Origin of the sequence: Brevundimonas faecalis (genome assembly GCF_040549405.1) — a bacterium.
Taxonomy (GTDB): Bacteria; Pseudomonadota; Alphaproteobacteria; order Caulobacterales; family Caulobacteraceae; genus Brevundimonas; species Brevundimonas faecalis.
This window is the reverse complement of record NZ_JBEPTF010000004.1, coordinates 48,084-62,988: the sequence shown is the minus strand read 5'-3', so window position 1 is coordinate 62,988 and position 14,905 is coordinate 48,084. Positions and strand designations below refer to the sequence as shown.

10 protein-coding genes are annotated in these 14,905 nt (G+C 67.9%); 6 read left to right on the top strand and 4 right to left on the bottom strand.

The features are described 5' to 3' along the window. Positions 1 to 111 precede the first annotated feature (111 nt). Positions 112 to 600: a hypothetical protein gene (locus ABIE19_RS13620; RefSeq protein WP_354089757.1), complete on the bottom strand. Its 489-nt coding sequence runs from the start codon at positions 598 to 600 to the stop codon at positions 112 to 114. A 191-nt stretch (positions 601 to 791) separates the two neighbouring features. Between ABIE19_RS13620 and ABIE19_RS13615 the strand changes: the two genes are divergently transcribed. The 4 genes from ABIE19_RS13615 (at position 792) to ABIE19_RS13600 (ending at position 7,445) form a co-directional block, all read left to right on the top strand. Then, a complete protein-coding gene (locus tag ABIE19_RS13615; RefSeq protein WP_354089756.1) occupies positions 792 to 1,730 on the top strand; it encodes a D-alanine--D-alanine ligase in 939 nt (312 codons plus the stop codon). After that, the gene (locus ABIE19_RS13610) at positions 1,718 to 2,587 is read left to right on the top strand and encodes a cell division protein FtsQ/DivIB (protein WP_354089755.1); all 870 of its coding nucleotides are present in this window, start codon (positions 1,718 to 1,720) and stop codon (positions 2,585 to 2,587) included. The genes ABIE19_RS13615 and ABIE19_RS13610 overlap by 13 nt, the downstream gene beginning before the upstream one ends. Before the next feature lie 22 nt (positions 2,588 to 2,609). Further along, entirely contained in the window at positions 2,610 to 3,935 is a 1,326-nt protein-coding gene (ftsA, locus tag ABIE19_RS13605; RefSeq protein ID WP_354089754.1) for a cell division protein FtsA, read from the top strand. A gap of 381 nt (positions 3,936 to 4,316) precedes the next feature. Further along, entirely contained in the window at positions 4,317 to 7,445 is a 3,129-nt protein-coding gene (locus ABIE19_RS13600) for a TonB-dependent receptor domain-containing protein (RefSeq protein ID WP_354089753.1), read from the top strand. Between the two features lie 386 nt (positions 7,446 to 7,831). On the opposite strand, the gene ABIE19_RS13595 is transcribed toward ABIE19_RS13600, so the two are convergent. Further along, positions 7,832 to 9,883 (bottom strand): alpha/beta hydrolase family protein, encoded by a 2,052-nt coding sequence (locus ABIE19_RS13595; protein ID WP_354089752.1) that lies wholly within the window; start codon positions 9,881 to 9,883, stop codon positions 7,832 to 7,834. A 298-nt stretch (positions 9,884 to 10,181) separates the two neighbouring features. Here ABIE19_RS13595 and ftsZ point away from each other — a divergent pair, with 298 nt between their 5' ends. Together ftsZ and lpxC are read left to right on the top strand one after the other, a co-directional pair. Further along, positions 10,182 to 11,759 (top strand): cell division protein FtsZ, encoded by a 1,578-nt coding sequence (gene ftsZ / locus ABIE19_RS13590; protein WP_354089751.1) that lies wholly within the window; start codon positions 10,182 to 10,184, stop codon positions 11,757 to 11,759. Positions 11,760 to 11,978: 219 nt separating this feature from the next. Continuing rightward, entirely contained in the window at positions 11,979 to 12,878 is a 900-nt protein-coding gene (lpxC, locus tag ABIE19_RS13585) for a UDP-3-O-acyl-N-acetylglucosamine deacetylase (RefSeq protein ID WP_354089750.1), read from the top strand. A 180-nt stretch (positions 12,879 to 13,058) separates the two neighbouring features. Here lpxC and pgeF read toward each other — a convergent pair whose 3' ends face one another. Together pgeF and ABIE19_RS13575 are read right to left on the bottom strand one after the other, a co-directional pair. Then, the gene (gene pgeF / locus ABIE19_RS13580; protein WP_354089749.1) at positions 13,059 to 13,829 is read right to left on the bottom strand and encodes a peptidoglycan editing factor PgeF; all 771 of its coding nucleotides are present in this window, start codon (positions 13,827 to 13,829) and stop codon (positions 13,059 to 13,061) included. Further along, positions 13,826 to 14,905, bottom strand: a complete 1,080-nt coding sequence (locus ABIE19_RS13575; protein ID WP_354089748.1) for a class I SAM-dependent methyltransferase — start codon at positions 14,903 to 14,905, stop codon at positions 13,826 to 13,828. The genes pgeF and ABIE19_RS13575 overlap by 4 nt, the downstream gene beginning before the upstream one ends.

Genomic DNA, 14,905 nt, shown 5'->3' with positions numbered 1-14,905 from the left:
ATGGGGCAGGCGGGGTCGAGGACGGTCATGCCCGCCATATAGAGGGGCAAGCGCGCCATTTCGAGGCGCAGCCGTTCTATCTCCCGCCTGATCTTGCGCCGAAGGGCGGGGTCAGGCGCCCAGGCCGACGTCCGGACGGTCGGTCCCGGCGGCGGGCACGAGCACGGCCAGGGGCGGAGAAGAGGAAGCGGAGCGGGGCGGCAGGTCCTCGATCCCGAAGGCGGCGGCGCGGGCGGCGACCCTGTCTATGCGGGCCTGCAGCCCTCGCACGGCCCGGCGATCCCTGGGATCGGCCCGCGTGATGTCCGTGCGCAGGCTCAGCAGCTCGCGCGTGCAGTCCGCCAGCGACGTCAGGGGTTCGGCGACGGGATCGGCGGCCTTGGTCTCCAGCGAGGCATCGGCCGGCGGCTGTTCGGCGGCGGCGGCCGCCTCGGCCTTCAGCGTCCGCCAGATGCGCAGCCAGGACGAGGCCTCGGAGGCGCGGCCCGACAGGACGGCGTGATTCAGGCGGATCAGGGCGCCGCGCGCCATGCGGTCGAGGCAGGGCGGCTCGCCGTCGATTTCGGCGTCCAGATTGAAGTCGGCGTCGCGGTCGGTCATGGCGGTCCCTCCGGTTTGAAGGGACAGGTTGGGGCGATCCTGCGTCAGGATCGGACGTAGACGCGCGTCGCCCCGCCGGCCGCAGGAATCGCCCCGCAGAGTCTTGCGAATTTCCTTCGGGGCGCGGGTATCGTTTCCAGCTGGTTAACCGTATCTGGGGCATAGGGGCGGGCTAGTAGTCGGATCGTCCCATGCGCGCGCCCCTGAACACCCTCCACGTCGCCGTCCTGATGGGCGGCCTGTCGTCGGAACGCGAGGTTTCGCTGTCCTCCGGGCGCGGGTGCGCGGACGCCCTGGAAGGCCAGGTCGGCAAGGTGACCCGGGTCGACGCCGGCCGCGACCTGGCCCAGGTCCTGACGGCGTTGAAGCCCGACGTGGTCTTCAACGCCCTGCACGGCGCCTGGGGCGAGGACGGCTGCGTCCAGGGCGTCCTGGAGACGCTGAAGATCCCCTACACCCACTCCGGCGTCTTGGCCTCGGCCCTGGCCATGGACAAGGACAAGTCCAAGTCCGTGCTGCGCGCGGCGGGCGTCACCGTGCCGGGCGGCGGCCTGTACGACCGGCATGAGGTCGCCTCGCGCCACGTCATCGATCCCCCCTATGTGGTCAAGCCGAACGCGGAGGGCTCCTCCGTCGGCGTCTATGTGGTGCTTGAGGGCGCGAACCGGCCGGTGGCCGAGGTCGGTGAGGACAGCTGGACCTACGGCGACCTGGTCATGGTCGAGCCCTTCATCGCGGGCAAGGAGCTGGCCGTCACGGTCCTGGGCGAGGCGGCGGGGCCGCGCGCCCTGACCATCACCGACATCACCCCGACCAAGGGCTTCTATGACTATGAAGCCAAGTACGCGCCGGGCGGCTCGCGCCACGTCCTGCCGGCCGAGCTGCCGGCCCATGTATTTGACAAGGCTTTACGTCAGGCGGAGCTGGCCCACGCGGCCATGGGCTGCCGCGGCGTGTCCCGATCCGACTTTCGTTATGACCTTGTTAACGACGTCCTCGTCTTGTTGGAGGTCAACACCCAGCCCGGCATGACGCCTACCTCGCTCGTTCCCGAGCAGGCGGCCTTCGTCGGAATGGATTATCGCGAATTGGTTCGGTGGATGGTGGAGGACGCCTCATGCCCGCGGTAGTGCGCGGCGGTCGGCGCCAGGGAGCGGCGAAAGGCGCCGGTCGTGGCGGTCGCAACGTCCAGGGCGCGGCAGGCAAGGCCGGGCCGGGCAAGGTCGCGGCCATCGGCCGTATGGACCTGTCGCCGCGCGCCGTCGTCATCTCCATCGTGGCGGGCGTCGTGGTGCTGGGCGCGGTCCTGGCCACCGGGGCGCGGGCCGAGCGCATCTCCAACTCCGTCTCCGACCGTTTCGACGCCCTGACGACGGGCATGGGGCTGAAGGTCCGCAAGCTGCACGTCACCGGCGCCTCGCCCGAGGCCCAGGCCGAGATCCAGCGCGCCGTCGGCGTGACCGCCGACCAGCCGATCGTCAGCCTGGACCTGAAGGCCGTGCGCGACCGGGTCCAGGCCGTGGGCTGGGTCAAGGAGGCGCGGGTGGTGCGCCTGCTGCCCGACACCCTGATCGTGGACGTCAAGGAGCACGACCGGCTGGCCGTCTGGCAGACCGGCGGCCAGGCCTATGTCATCGACAGCCGGGGCGAGGTCATCCAGGGCGCCGATCCCGGCCGCTATCCCAAGCTGCCTCTGGTCGTGGGCAAGGGGGCGGACCTGACCGCCGCCGAAATCCTGCCCCTGCTGGCCCAGCGTCCGCGCCTGATGGCGCGCATCGACGCCCTGGTCCGGGTGGACGAGCGCCGCTGGGACCTGCGGCTCAAGGACGGCAGCCTGATCCAGCTGCCCGCCGTCGACCAGGATTCCGCCCTGATCCGCCTGGACGCGCTGGACCAGCGCGAACGTCTTCTGGACCTGGGCTTCGCCCGGGTCGACCTGCGTACGCCCGAGGAGGTCGCCGTCCGGCCCTCCGAAGGCGCCGTCTGAACTTCATCGGGATAGTCACGCCATGACCGGACGCCGCCGAGACACGACCACGGAACAGGGCAGGGGCGCGCCGCGCGCGCCCGCCGTGGCCGCGCTCGACCTCGGCCAGTCCAAGGTCGCCTGCTTCATCATGAAGCCCGAGGGCGTGCGCCACGCCGACCGCACCATCCGCGTCGCGGGCGCCAGCCATGTCCAGTCGCGCGGCGTGCGCGGCGGGGCCATCGTCAACATGGACGAGGCCGCCCAGGCCATCGGTCATGCGGTCGAGCGCGCCGAGCGCGCGGCGGGGACGCCCGTCTCCGGCGTGGTCGTGACCACGGCCATCGGCCAGATGGCCAGCCACAGGGTCCAGGCCCGAGTGTCGCTGGGCGCCCACCCGATCACCGACGGCGACCTGGCGCGGGCCATCGGCATGGCCCTGGCCCAGATCCGCCTGCCCAATCGTCGCCCGATCCACGTCCTGCCCATCGCCTGGTCGGTGGACGGGGCGCGCGGGGTTCATGATCCGCGCTCGATGCGCGGCGGCTCCCTGGGGCTCGACCTGCTGGTCGTCTCCATGTCCGAGGGTTCCTTCGGCGCCCTGAGCCACTGTCTGGAGCTGGCGCACCTGGACCTCCAGGGCGTGGCCGCCGCGCCCGTCGTCTCCTCCCTCGCCGCGCTGGAAGAGGATGAGATGGAGCTGGGCGCCGTCTGTATCGACATGGGCGGAGGCTCGACCTCGGCCGCCGTCTGGGGCGGGCGAAGCCTGCTGCACATCGAATCCCTGAACGTCGGCGGGGATCACGTCACCGCCGACATCGCGCGCGGCCTGTCGACCTCCAAGGTCGGGGCCGAGCGGCTGAAGACCCTGCACGGCTCGGCCATGGCTTCGGCCAACGAGGACCGCGAGATGCTGGAGGCGCCGCCGCGCGGCGAGGACGCGTCCGCCGGCCCCGTCATCGTCCCGCGCGCCATGCTGAAGACCGTCATCGCGCCCCGCGTCGAGGAGACGCTGGAGCTGCTGCGCGACCGGCTGAAGCACGCCGGCGTGGGGCTGGAGCCCGGCGCGGGCCTGGTCCTGACCGGCGGCGCCAGCCAGCTGAACGGGGTGCGGGAACTGGCCGTGCGCGTCTTCGACCGCCCGGTCCGCCTGGGCCGCCCGCAAAGGGCGCCCCACCTGGCCGACGCCGCCTCCGGCCCGGCCTTCTGCTCGGCCTCGGGCGTGCTGCTGCGCGCCGCCTACGGCCCGCGCGAGGCGGTCTCGGCCCGCAAGCTGATGTCGCGCCAGATCACCGCCGCTGACGCCCCCAAGGTCCACCGCGGCGGCATGGTCGCCCGCGCGGCCGGCTGGTTGCGCGACAACCTGTAAGAGGCTCCACAGCGTTCCAGGTCTCGCCTCAATCCTGAGGACGAGCGTCGTTTTGTCGCCGCCGATCTCGCCGGGGGAGGGCGGCGTAAACCATTTCGGCCGCTCGGATTCGGCGAGTTATTAACCTTTTGTCATTCAAGAATTTTCGTAATGAGTTGTTTTTAAAGGAAAAAATATCATCATTTCAAGGATGTGGGCGAACGGGAATTTTCCTGCCCCCCAAAAGCCTCGGGTGTGACCTGATTGTGACGCTCTGGCGTCAAATGTGTTTGCATTGTGCTGTTCAACTTGCTCCAACGCGCGGCGCGGCCATAAAGTCGCGACACAGCGCTCTGCAAATTGTTGCGGGGCTTTGGATTAATTGTTGGGGAAGTCACGCTAGTGAACACAATCACCAAGGAACGCCTGCTGGGGTCGACCATTGTCGCGGGTTTGACCGTCGGCATGATGGCGATCGCGCCGGCCGCCTATGCCCAGGCGAACAACACGAACAATCAACAGCCCAAGACCTCCGACCAGGCCACGCAGGTCGAAGAAGTCGTGGTCGTCGGTTCGCGCCTGCGCCGTGACAACTACAACTCGCCGTCGCCCGTTCAGGTGGTGACCCGCGACGAAGCGACCCTGGCGGGCTTCGCGTCGACGACTGAGGTCCTGCAAGGCACGGCCGTCACCGGCGGCGCTTCGCAGATCAACAACGCCTACGGCGGCTTCGTGACCAACGGCGGCCCGGGCGCCAACACCCTGTCGCTGCGCGGCCTGGGCGCCGAGCGCACCCTGGTGCTGCTGAACGGCCGTCGCGTGGCTCCGGCCGGTTCGCGCGGTTCGGTCGGCTCGGCCGACCTGAACGTTCTGCCCTCGTCGATGGTCGAGCGCGTCGAAGTCCTGAAGGACGGCGCTTCGTCGGTCTATGGTTCGGACGCCGTGGCCGGCGTGGTGAACATCATCACCCGCAACAACATCGACGGCGTCAGCATCGAGGGCCAGTACAACGCCCCGACCGACGCCAACGGCGCAGGCACCTCGAGCCGTCTCTCGATCGTCGCCGGCACCTCGGGCGACCGCTGGCACCTGTCGGGTTCGGTCGAGCGTTACAGCCGTTCGGAACTGCGTCTGAAGGACCGTAACTTCACGCACTGCAACATCGACGGCTTCACGAACGGCCAGGACTTCATCGACCCGCTGACGGGCCGCTCGAAGTGCTATCCGATCACGGACACCGGCTCGAACGGCGTGACGATCAATACGATCGCCACCGGCAACACCCAGCGCATGATCTACGGGGATCCGTCCTATGCGCGCGGCGCCGGCGCTCCGGATGACTTCTACTACGCCAACCGCTGGCGTCCGAACTCGGCCGTCACCACGGGTCTGGTCGGCTTTGAAGCCGTCGGCGGCTTCGAAATCGACGACACGGGTGAGTTCCTGGTCGCCACCAACCTGAACATCCGCGACACCTTCGAGCCGCGCATGCTCGAGGAATCCCTGATCTCGCCGGTTGACGTCTCGACCTTCTACATCGAAGGCGCCTACGATCTGCAGGCCCTGGGCAACGCCGAACTCTACGGCGAACTGCTGATCAACCGTCGCGAATCCTCGCAGACCGGCTACCGTCAGCTGTCGCTGGACTACTACAAGGGCAACCTGCTCATCCCGCAACACCTGGGCTTCTCCACGGTCGGCGCCAACGGCGGCCTGAGCCCGACGGCGGCCAGCGGTTCGCCGTTCGCCAACGCCAACATCGGCGTGCGCGCCTTCATCGGCTTCGGCAACGACACCACCGAACAGACGGTGGACTTCGCCAAGTCGCTGGCCGGCATCCGCGGCGACTTCATCATCCCCGGCTGGCGTTATGACGCCTATGCGAGCTACACGCGTTCGCGCGCCGAATACCGCTTCGAGCAGTTCATCACCAACCTGATGCAGAACTCGCTGGATGTGGTCGTGGCTCCGACGGGCATGGACCCCCGCCTGACCCGCACCGGCACGCTGAGCAACGGCACGCAGGGCACCGTGACCTGCCGCGTCAACCTGACCAACCCGACCCTGGGTTGTATCCCGGCGCCCTTCCTGACCAGCCAGACGATCGGCGGCAAGCTGCCGGAAGACTGGAAGAACTATATCTTCCGTCCGATCACCGGTACGACCGAGTACATCGAGAAGGTCGTCAGCGTCGGCTTCGACGGTCCGCTCTTCAAGCTGCCGGCCGGCGAAGTGTCCGCCTTCGTGGGCGCCGAATGGCGCGAAGCGGAGATCGATGACACGCCTGCCATCGACATGCAGACGGGCAACATCTTCAACTTCTCGACGGCCACGCCGACCCGCGGTTCGGAATCGGTCTGGGAAGTGTTCGGTGAGCTTGAAGTGCCGCTGCTGGCCAACGTCACCCTGGTCGACTCGCTGACCCTGAACGCCTCGGCGCGCTACACCGAGTATGAGAACGCAGGTTCGGACACCACCTATAAGGCTGGTCTGGTCTACTCGCCGACGAACTGGCTGACCCTACGCGGCACCTACGGCACCTCGTTCCGCGCTCCGGCGCTGTTCGAACAGTTCCTGGGCGCCACCTCGGGCTTCCAGGCCGCTTCGCTGGACCCCTGCTCGGAACTGACGGCCACGGCCAACGCCAACCGTCGCGCCAACTGCGCCTCGCAAGGTCTGGGCATCGGCTCGAACTACGTCGCCAACCAGAGCGTTCGCGTCTTCACCCTCGGCGGTGCGGAGAACAACCTGAAGCCGGAAACGTCCGACAACATGACGATCGGCGTCATCCTGCAGCCGCAACTGCCCTCGGGCTGGGGCGAGCTGTCGTTCGCGACCGACTATTACGAGATCAAGATCGAAGACAGCGTCACTCGTCTGGGCGCCGGCGCGATCCTGACGGACTGCTTCAACTCCGACCCGTCGGAGTTCAACGCCAAGGCAAAGAACTGCGCCTTCATCTCGCGCGCTTCGAACAACAACGCCCTGACGGTTGAAAGCAGCTACATCAACATCGCCACGGACTCGATCAAGGGTCTGGACTACACGCTGCGCTATCGTCGGGACATCGGCCCTGGCTCGGCTCTGTTGAACCTGGGCGTGACCCAGATCACCGAGACCTACAGCCAGACCCTGCCCACCGACACCATCCGCGACCAAAAGGGCCGGATCGGCGTGCCGGAGTTCTCGGCCTATGCCGACCTCAGCTACTCGTGGGACAAGTGGCGCGTGCGCTACGGCGTCGAGTGGCTGCAAGGCATGAACGACAACGACTACTACCTGCGTGAGTTCAACCAGGACCTGTCTGCCGACGGCTACAACTTCGATGTGCCGGACTACTGGCTGCACTCGATCTCGGCTCAGTACCGCGCTGACGAGTGGACCGTTACGGCCGGCATGCGGAACATCTTCAACGAAGATCCGCCGGAAATCTCGAATGGCCTGTACAACCGGATCGGCAACGCTCCGCTGTACTCGGGTTACGACTATGTCGGCCGCCAAGTGTTCGTGAACGTCACCAAGACCTTCTAAGCACTTAGACGACTGAAAAAGACTGAGGCGGCGGGTTTCCACCCGCCGCCTTTTTCTATGCGCCGTTCAGCGACGGCGACGGGCTTGAAAGGCTGAAGCGGTCGCGTCTCGTCGGCGTCGGATCCGCGAGGCCCGCCGCCTCCAAGCCCCCCCAAAAAAGAACGGGTGGAGCGCATCTTGATCCAGGGACGTCATGCTGAGGCTGAGGCCGTGGGAGGGGCGTCTGAAGCGACGCGGGGCTGGTCGCTCCGATGTGCCGACCGCATTATTGGGGCAGGTTCCGCAGCCTAGCGCGGCGGTCGGACACGGGAACGAGGCAGGGCCCATGAAAAAACCGCCCCAGCCCGAAGGCTGAGGCGGCTTGCCGATCAGGGGAAGGGCGGGCCTTAGAGGCCGGAACCGCCGCAACCGGTACGCAGGTAGCTGTCGATGTAGCCGAGCTGTTCCGCCATGATCTCGCGGGTCCAGGCCGGGCCGTGGGCGTAGTCCTTGATCAGGTGGTACTGCACGTCCTGACCACTGGTGCGCGCACGGGCGACATAGAGATCCGAGTGGTCCTGGGTGACCGTGCGGTCGCGCTCGCCGGTGAAGACCATCATCGGAATCTGGATCTGATTGGCCCGTGTGATGGGGTTCAGACCGTTGACGGTGTCGCGCTGGGCTTCCCGCGTATACGGGTTCTGGAACATGCTGGACCGGATCTTCGTCAGGTCGGACACCCCGGCACCGGCGATGGCGCACTTGTAGATGCCTTCCGGACGAATGCCGGCCACCATGGCCGCATAGCCGCCGTAGGAGAAGCCGAACATGGCGATGCGGTCGCGCTGGGCCACGCCCTGCTGGACCAGCCACAAGGCGCCGTCGTCCTTGTCGTCCTGCATCTTCTGGCCCCACTCGTTATCGCCGGCCATCCACAGGCGTTTGCCCCAGCCGTCCGAGCCGCGATACTGCGGCTGCAGCACGGCGTAGCCGCGCGAGGTCATCATGGCGCGCCAGGAGGAATAGTCCCAGGTGAGCTCGTCGCGCGCCCAGGGACCCCCGTGGGGCATGATGACCGTGGGATAGGGGCCGGGGCCGAAGGTCGCGGCGGGGGGCTTGCTGAGGAAGGCGGGGATGTCGAGACCGTCCCTGGCCTTGTAGTAGACCAGCTCCGTCGAGCCGATCGAGGCCGGGTTGATCTGGGGATAGGGCTGCCCCAGCGGGGTCAGCTGGCCGTTGCGGAAGATGGAGTAGGCGCCGGGATCGTTCGACGCGCCGGCCCAGACCACGACGGTGCCCCAATCCTGCGACGCGGCCATGACCTCCATGTAGCGGTCGGTGGCGTAGGAGACGGTGCGCGTCGCGCCCGTGGCCGGGTCCGTGACCTGAAGCGGGTGCTTCTCGACATGCAGAGCCTGCTCCAGACCGGTCACGAGGGCTTCGTAGCCGGGAGCGATCGGGTACTCGGTCTCACGAGGACCATTGTAGACGAAGGAGCGCACTTCGCCGAAGTTGGGGCCCTGAACGCGATTGATGCTCATGCCGGAGGCTTCGAACAGCGGGTGTTCGAAGACCACTTCGCCCAGTTGGCGACGCGCCACGTCGTATTCGAAGATCGCGGCCTTATCCCGGTTACGGTTCGAGATGACGTAGGCGATGTTCGGGTCGGTGCTGAAACCGGCGACGGAGAAAACTTCGCGGTTCTTGACATGGCTGCGGAAATGCTCGTCCCAGCCGCCGGCGGCGTTGCGGAACTGGGTGGCGATGTAGAGGCCCTCACCGTCCCGATCAGCGACGTTGCGCATGCGCAGTTCGCCGGTGAGGTCCGTGGAATAGCCGATGACGCGTTCGCTGGAGCGCTGGACGCGTTCAGCGCGGTTGGTCCGCACGTTGAGGCGCAGGACGTCGCCGTTGATCTCGATCAGGATGTTGTTGGGATCGTTCGGCAGGGAATCCAGAACCGAGGGGCTCTGGGTCTTGAGGAACTCGGCCTCGTCGTTCGAGCGCGGGCGGAAGGAGTCGATCGGGTCGCGCCAGGTGCGGCCTTCCAGATCGGTCAGCAGGAACTTGCTGAGGAAGGTCTTGATGACGGCGCCTGCTGCGACGTCATAGGGCTGCCACATGGTCACGCCCAGGACGTCGTTCTTCACGAAGCTCACGCCTCGGATCTTCATCTGCGAAGCGCCGATCACCGTTGGTTCGCGATCCAGATGTTCAGCGTCCCAGACCAGGATCACCTGATCTTCGCCGCGGGCCTGCAGGGCGGCGATATGCTTGCCGTCCGGAGAGACGGTGAAGCTGGACATCCGGGGAAGGGCGGCGAAGTCTTGAATGCTCGGCGCGGCGACATTGGCCGCGATCGCCGGGGCCGGAGCGCCGGCGGCGTCCCGCGCGATGGCGGATGACACGCCCATGCAGGCGAGAGCCGCGACCAGGGCGGCGGTGGAAACGAGACGCATTGTGATTGGTAGCTCCCCTGAGCCGACTCTCCCAACATGATCGGCCCTTCAGTTGGCGCTAATCAATCAAACCCCGGGGGGCTCCGCAATGGAAATGAAGGCGGAAAAGCGGCGAAGTCCTGATAAATCTGCGGTTAAGCTGCAGGAAGCGGCTTCCAAACATTCCGACTCACGCTAACCGGGGTAACACTCCGTTAACGTAAAAGGGGTTTTCCTTAACGCGCTCATAACCAATGCGATTCGGCGGGGATTTCGCTTTGGGGACAACGGGGCAGGGTCGGAAGGTCGGATTAGAATTATGTCTCTCTCGCTGGTGAAGCCGCAACACACGGAACTGAAGCCCCGGATCGTCGTCTTCGGCGTCGGCGGCGCGGGCGGAAACGCCGTCAACAACATGATCGACGCCGGCCTTGAAGGGGTCGAGTTCGTCGTCGCCAACACCGACGCCCAGCACCTGAGCTTCGCCAAGACGGATCGCCGCATTCAACTGGGCGAGACCATCACCCAGGGCCTCGGCGCCGGCGCCCACCCCGAAGTCGGCATGAACGCCGCCGAGGAGAGCGCCGACGAGATCCACGCGCACCTGGACGGCGCGCACATGGTCTTCATCACCTGCGGCATGGGCGGCGGCACCGGCACCGGCGCGGCCCCCGTCATCGCCAAGTGCGCCCGCGACCGCGGCATCCTGACCGTCGGCGTCGTGACCAAGCCCTTCACCTTCGAAGGCCGTCACCGCATGCGTCTGGCCGACTCCGGCGTCGCCGAGCTGCAGCGCTATGTCGACACCCTGATCGTCATTCCGAACCAGAACCTGTTCCGCGTCGCCAACGAACGCACGACCTTCGCCGACGCCTTCGGCATGGCCGACCAGGTCCTGCACTCGGGCGTGCGTTCGATCACCGACCTGATGATCCTGCCGGGCCTGATCAACCTCGACTTCGCCGACGTCCGCGCCGTGATGTCGGAAATGGGCAAGGCCATGATGGGCACGGGCGAGGCCACGGGCGACGACCGCGCCCTGCTGGCGGCCCAGAACGCCATCGCCAACCCCCTGCTGGACGAAACCAGCCTGAAGGGCGCCAAGGCCGTCCTGGTCAACATCACCGGCGGTCTGGACATGACCCTGCTGGAAGTGGACGAGGCCGCCAACGCCATCGCCGCCGAGGTGGACGGCGACGCCAACATCATCTTCGGCGCCGCCTTCGACCCGGCCCTGGACGGCAAGATCCGCGTCTCGGTCGTGGCCACCGGCATGGACGAAGCCGTCATCCAGAAGATCGAGCCCCAGGGTTCGGCCTTCGGCGACCGCCGCGCCGCTCCGACCGCCGCCGCGCCGCGCCAGCCGGAAGTCCGCATCGAGCCGGTCCGCGAGCCCGCCCGCGCCGCCGAGCCCGCTCCGGCTCCGACCTATGAGGCCCCGGCCGCCCGCATGGCGCCCGAGCCCCGTCCGGAACCCGTCATTCACGACGCGCCCCGCAACCTGGAGCCGATCGTCGATCCCTGGGTCGAGGAATATGAGTCCGGCGCCGGCCGCGCCCAACCCGCCGCCGCTTCGCAGGTGGAGCAGGGCGACCTCTACTTCGACCGCACCCCGGAGCAGCCGGCCCGTCCCGCGCCGCGTCGCGAGGAGCCTGTCGCCGAAGAGGAATACTACGACGAGCGCGATCACCGTCGCAGCGGCTGGAGCCTGTTCGGCCGCAAGCGCCAGCAGCCGCAACAGCAGCAGCCGTCCTACGCCCCGCCGCCGTCGTCGAACCGCACGACCCAGCAGCTTCGCCAGACCCAGTCGACCCAGCCGACCCAGGACTATCAGGCGGGCCAGGCGGAGGACGACGATCTCGAAATCCCCTCCTTTCTTCGCCGCCTCGCGAACTGATCGGAAGAAACCCTGATGGAAACGCCCCGGAGCCCGGCTCCGGGGCGTTTCTGCATTTCAGGCGGCCTTGAAAGAAGCCTGTCGAGGGCGGGTCCTGTTTCCAGACCGAAACAATCCGAAACCCGACTTTCATTTCGAGCTTGAGCCCACGTGGTTAAAGGACAGGCGAGGCGAACTCCGCGCGACTGACGCGGAATCGCGCAACGAGAGAGTTTCAGCTTGCCGGTCCGCAACGACCATCACGAACAGACCATCGTCGCCCCGGCCATCTGCGCCGGCGTGGGCGTCCACACCGGTCGCCGCGTGCGCCTGGTGGTGCGTCCGGCCGCGCCGGGCGCGGGCGTCGTCTTCGTGCGCACGGACGTGACCGACCGCGACAACCGCATCCCCGTCACGGGCGAGGCGGTCGTGGACGCCCGCCTGAACACCATGATCGCCAACGCCGACGACGTGCGCCTGTCGACGATCGAGCATCTGATGGCGGCCATGGCGGCCCTGGGCGTGTCCAACGCCGTGGTCGAGGTGGACGGGCCGGAACTGCCGATCCTGGACGGCTCGGCCCTGCCGTTCGTGCAACTGCTGGACCGCGCCGGCTTCCGCCGTCAGGAAGCCCCCGTCCGCTACATCGAGATCCTGAAGCCGATCCGGGTGGAGGAGGGTGACAAGACCGCCGCCCTGCTGCCCTGCGACCGCTATGAGATGCGGTTCGAGATCGACTTCCCGACGCCGGTCATCGGCAACCAGGTGGTGGACTTCGTCGTGGACGAGGCGACCTTCCGCGCCGACATCATGGCCGCCCGCACCTTCGGCTTCGCCCATGAGGTCGAGGCCCTGCGCCAGGCGGGCCTGGCCCGCGGCGGCAGCCTGGAGAACGCCGTGGTCATCGACGGCGACCAGATCCTGAACCCCGGCGGCCTGCGCATGGAACGCGAGTTCGTGCGCCACAAGGCCCTGGACGCCATCGGCGACCTCTATGTCCTGGGCGCGCCCCTGCTGGGCCGCTACGAAGGCTACAAGGCCGGTCACGCCCTGAACAACAAGCTGGTCCGCGCCCTGCTGGCCCAGCCCGACGCCTGGCGCGAAACGACCCGCGTCCCCGACTTCGCCCTGGCGGGGTGAACGCGCTTTCCTTCTCCCCTTGTGGGAGAAGGCGTCATGCGGAGCATGACGGATGAGGGGTGGCGACGGCGCCCTTAATCGTCTGGGTTCCGTTTCAATGCTCGGTAATCCCGCGCACAGTGCTCACACCCCTCATCCGAGCGCCTCCGGCGCCCACCTTCTCCCACAAGGGGAGAAGGATCAGGTGAGGCATATCGCCGAGATCAAACGCCCGAAGTCCGGTTCTCCCGCCAGATAGGCGCGGCGGTTCGAGTAGAAGCGGGCCGGGTCGGCGCGGGTGTCGTGGCCGGTCCAGGCGGCGTCGGCGACGCCGGCCTGTTCCAGTCGCCACAGGACGAAGCCGGGCAGGTCGAACAGGCGCTTGTCCGGGGCGGCGCCCGGAATGAAGAAGCGTTCGCTGCCGGGGTCGTGATGGCCAAAGCGGTCCTGGTAGTCGGCGCCGACCTCATAGCTGGCCTGGGCGATGCAGGGGCCGACGACGGCGACCATGCGGCGCGGATCGGCGCCCAGGGCCTGCATGGCCGTGACGGTTGAATGGACGACGCCGCCCAGGGCGCCCTTCCAGCCCGCGTGGGCCGCGCCGATCACGCCGGCCTCGGCGTCGGCCAGCAGAACGGGCGCGCAGTCGGCGGTCAGGACGGTCAGGACCGGCCCCTTCACGCCCGCGACCACGGCGTCGCCGTCAGGACGCTCGCCCGCCCATCCGCCCTCGGCCACGCGGGCGACGGCGGAGTGGATCTGATAGCAGCCGCACAGGTCGTCGGCCCCGCCGCCCATCCATTCGGCGACGCGGCGGCGATTCTCGGCCACCAGGGCGGGGTCGTCCTGGGAGCCGACGCCCGTGTTCAGCCCGGCGTAGAGCCCTTCCGACACCCCGCCTTCGCGGGTGAAGAAGCCGTGGCGGATCCCCGCCTTGTCCAGCAGGGGGTGTGCGACAGGGTTCAGGCTCATCCTTCAAATCCCGGCAGGGCCAGCGAACGGGGCGAGAAGATCGCCGCCGCCTTGAACAGTTCGCCCATCTGGTCCGGCGCGGTCAGGCGGTCCAGCTGGCGCTGGATGACCGGGGCGGCCTCGGGGCGTCCCTGCATCAACCGCTGGGCGCGGGCTTCGATCCCCAGGGCTTTCAGGAAGGCGCCCTGGCCGACGCAGCCGGTCACGTCGGCGCCGCTGCGGACCGCCGCCTCCAGCACCAGGGGGAAGTCGGCCCATTGCGTCAGGTCGGCTTCGCCCGGCGTCGTCAGGGGATCGACCTTGGTGTGGCGCCGCAGCCCCTGCAGGGTGTCGCCGGCGCCCGGCCTGGCGCGGCCGTAGTCGATCAGCAGGGCCGCGCCGGACGCGGCTCGCACCAGGGTCGCCAGGTCGCGGGCGAAGGCGGCCTGCTGCTCTGAAATCTCGACGACCTGACCCGGCTCGACCCCATATCCGGGGCGCTCGAACCCGCCCGATATGGCGACCAGACCGAAGGTCAGTTCGTCGTCGTCGGTCACGCCGATGCGGCGTTCGGCCCAGCCGCCCTCGGTCTTCATGAACTGACGCGCGGGCATGCAGTCCAGCACCTCGTTGCCGATCAGGATGACGGGGGCGTCGGTCTCGATCTGATGCAGGGCGCTGAGCCAGCGGGGGTGGACGTCGGTGTCGGCCAGGCGGCGCGACTGCTCGGCGCGCAGGGGCGCGCTGGGCTCGATCAGGATCAGGTCCACGGCCTGAAGGAAGCCGGGAACCAGGCGGGCGGCGCGCAGGGCGTCGGAGATCAGCGTCCCGTCCCCTGGGCCGACCTCGACCAGGCGGATGCGCTCGGGTTCGCCCAGCCGGCTCCAGACCTCGATCGCCCAGAGGCCGATCAGTTCGCCGAACATCTGGCTGACCAGGGGGGCGGTGATGAAGTCGCCGCGCTCGCCCAGGGCCGGGCGGGTCGCATAATAGCCGTCCCGCGGATCATGCAGGCAGCGCGTGACATAGTCCGCCACCGTCATCGGCCCGGTCAGCACGATCTCGCGGACCAGGCGGTCCTTGAGGGTCTCCGTCAT

Excerpts from the sequence above, each read along its gene's own strand:
- ABIE19_RS13615 (WP_354089756.1), top strand. The coding sequence starts at position 792 with ATGCGCGCGCCCCTGAACACCCTCCACGTCGCCGTCCTGATGGGCGGC.
- ftsZ (WP_354089751.1), top strand. The coding sequence starts at position 10,182 with ATGTCTCTCTCGCTGGTGAAGCCGCAACACACGGAACTGAAGCCCCGG.
- ABIE19_RS13575 (WP_354089748.1), bottom strand. The coding sequence starts at position 14,905 with ATGACGGAGACCCTCAAGGACCGCCTGGTCCGCGAGATCGTGCTGACC.
- pgeF (WP_354089749.1), bottom strand. The coding sequence starts at position 13,829 with ATGAGCCTGAACCCTGTCGCACACCCCCTGCTGGACAAGGCGGGGATC.
- ABIE19_RS13595 (WP_354089752.1), bottom strand. The coding sequence starts at position 9,883 with ATGCGTCTCGTTTCCACCGCCGCCCTGGTCGCGGCTCTCGCCTGCATG.
- ABIE19_RS13620 (WP_354089757.1), bottom strand. The coding sequence starts at position 600 with ATGACCGACCGCGACGCCGACTTCAATCTGGACGCCGAAATCGACGGC.
- ABIE19_RS13610 (WP_354089755.1), top strand. The coding sequence starts at position 1,718 with ATGCCCGCGGTAGTGCGCGGCGGTCGGCGCCAGGGAGCGGCGAAAGGC.
- ftsA (WP_354089754.1), top strand. The coding sequence starts at position 2,610 with ATGACCGGACGCCGCCGAGACACGACCACGGAACAGGGCAGGGGCGCG.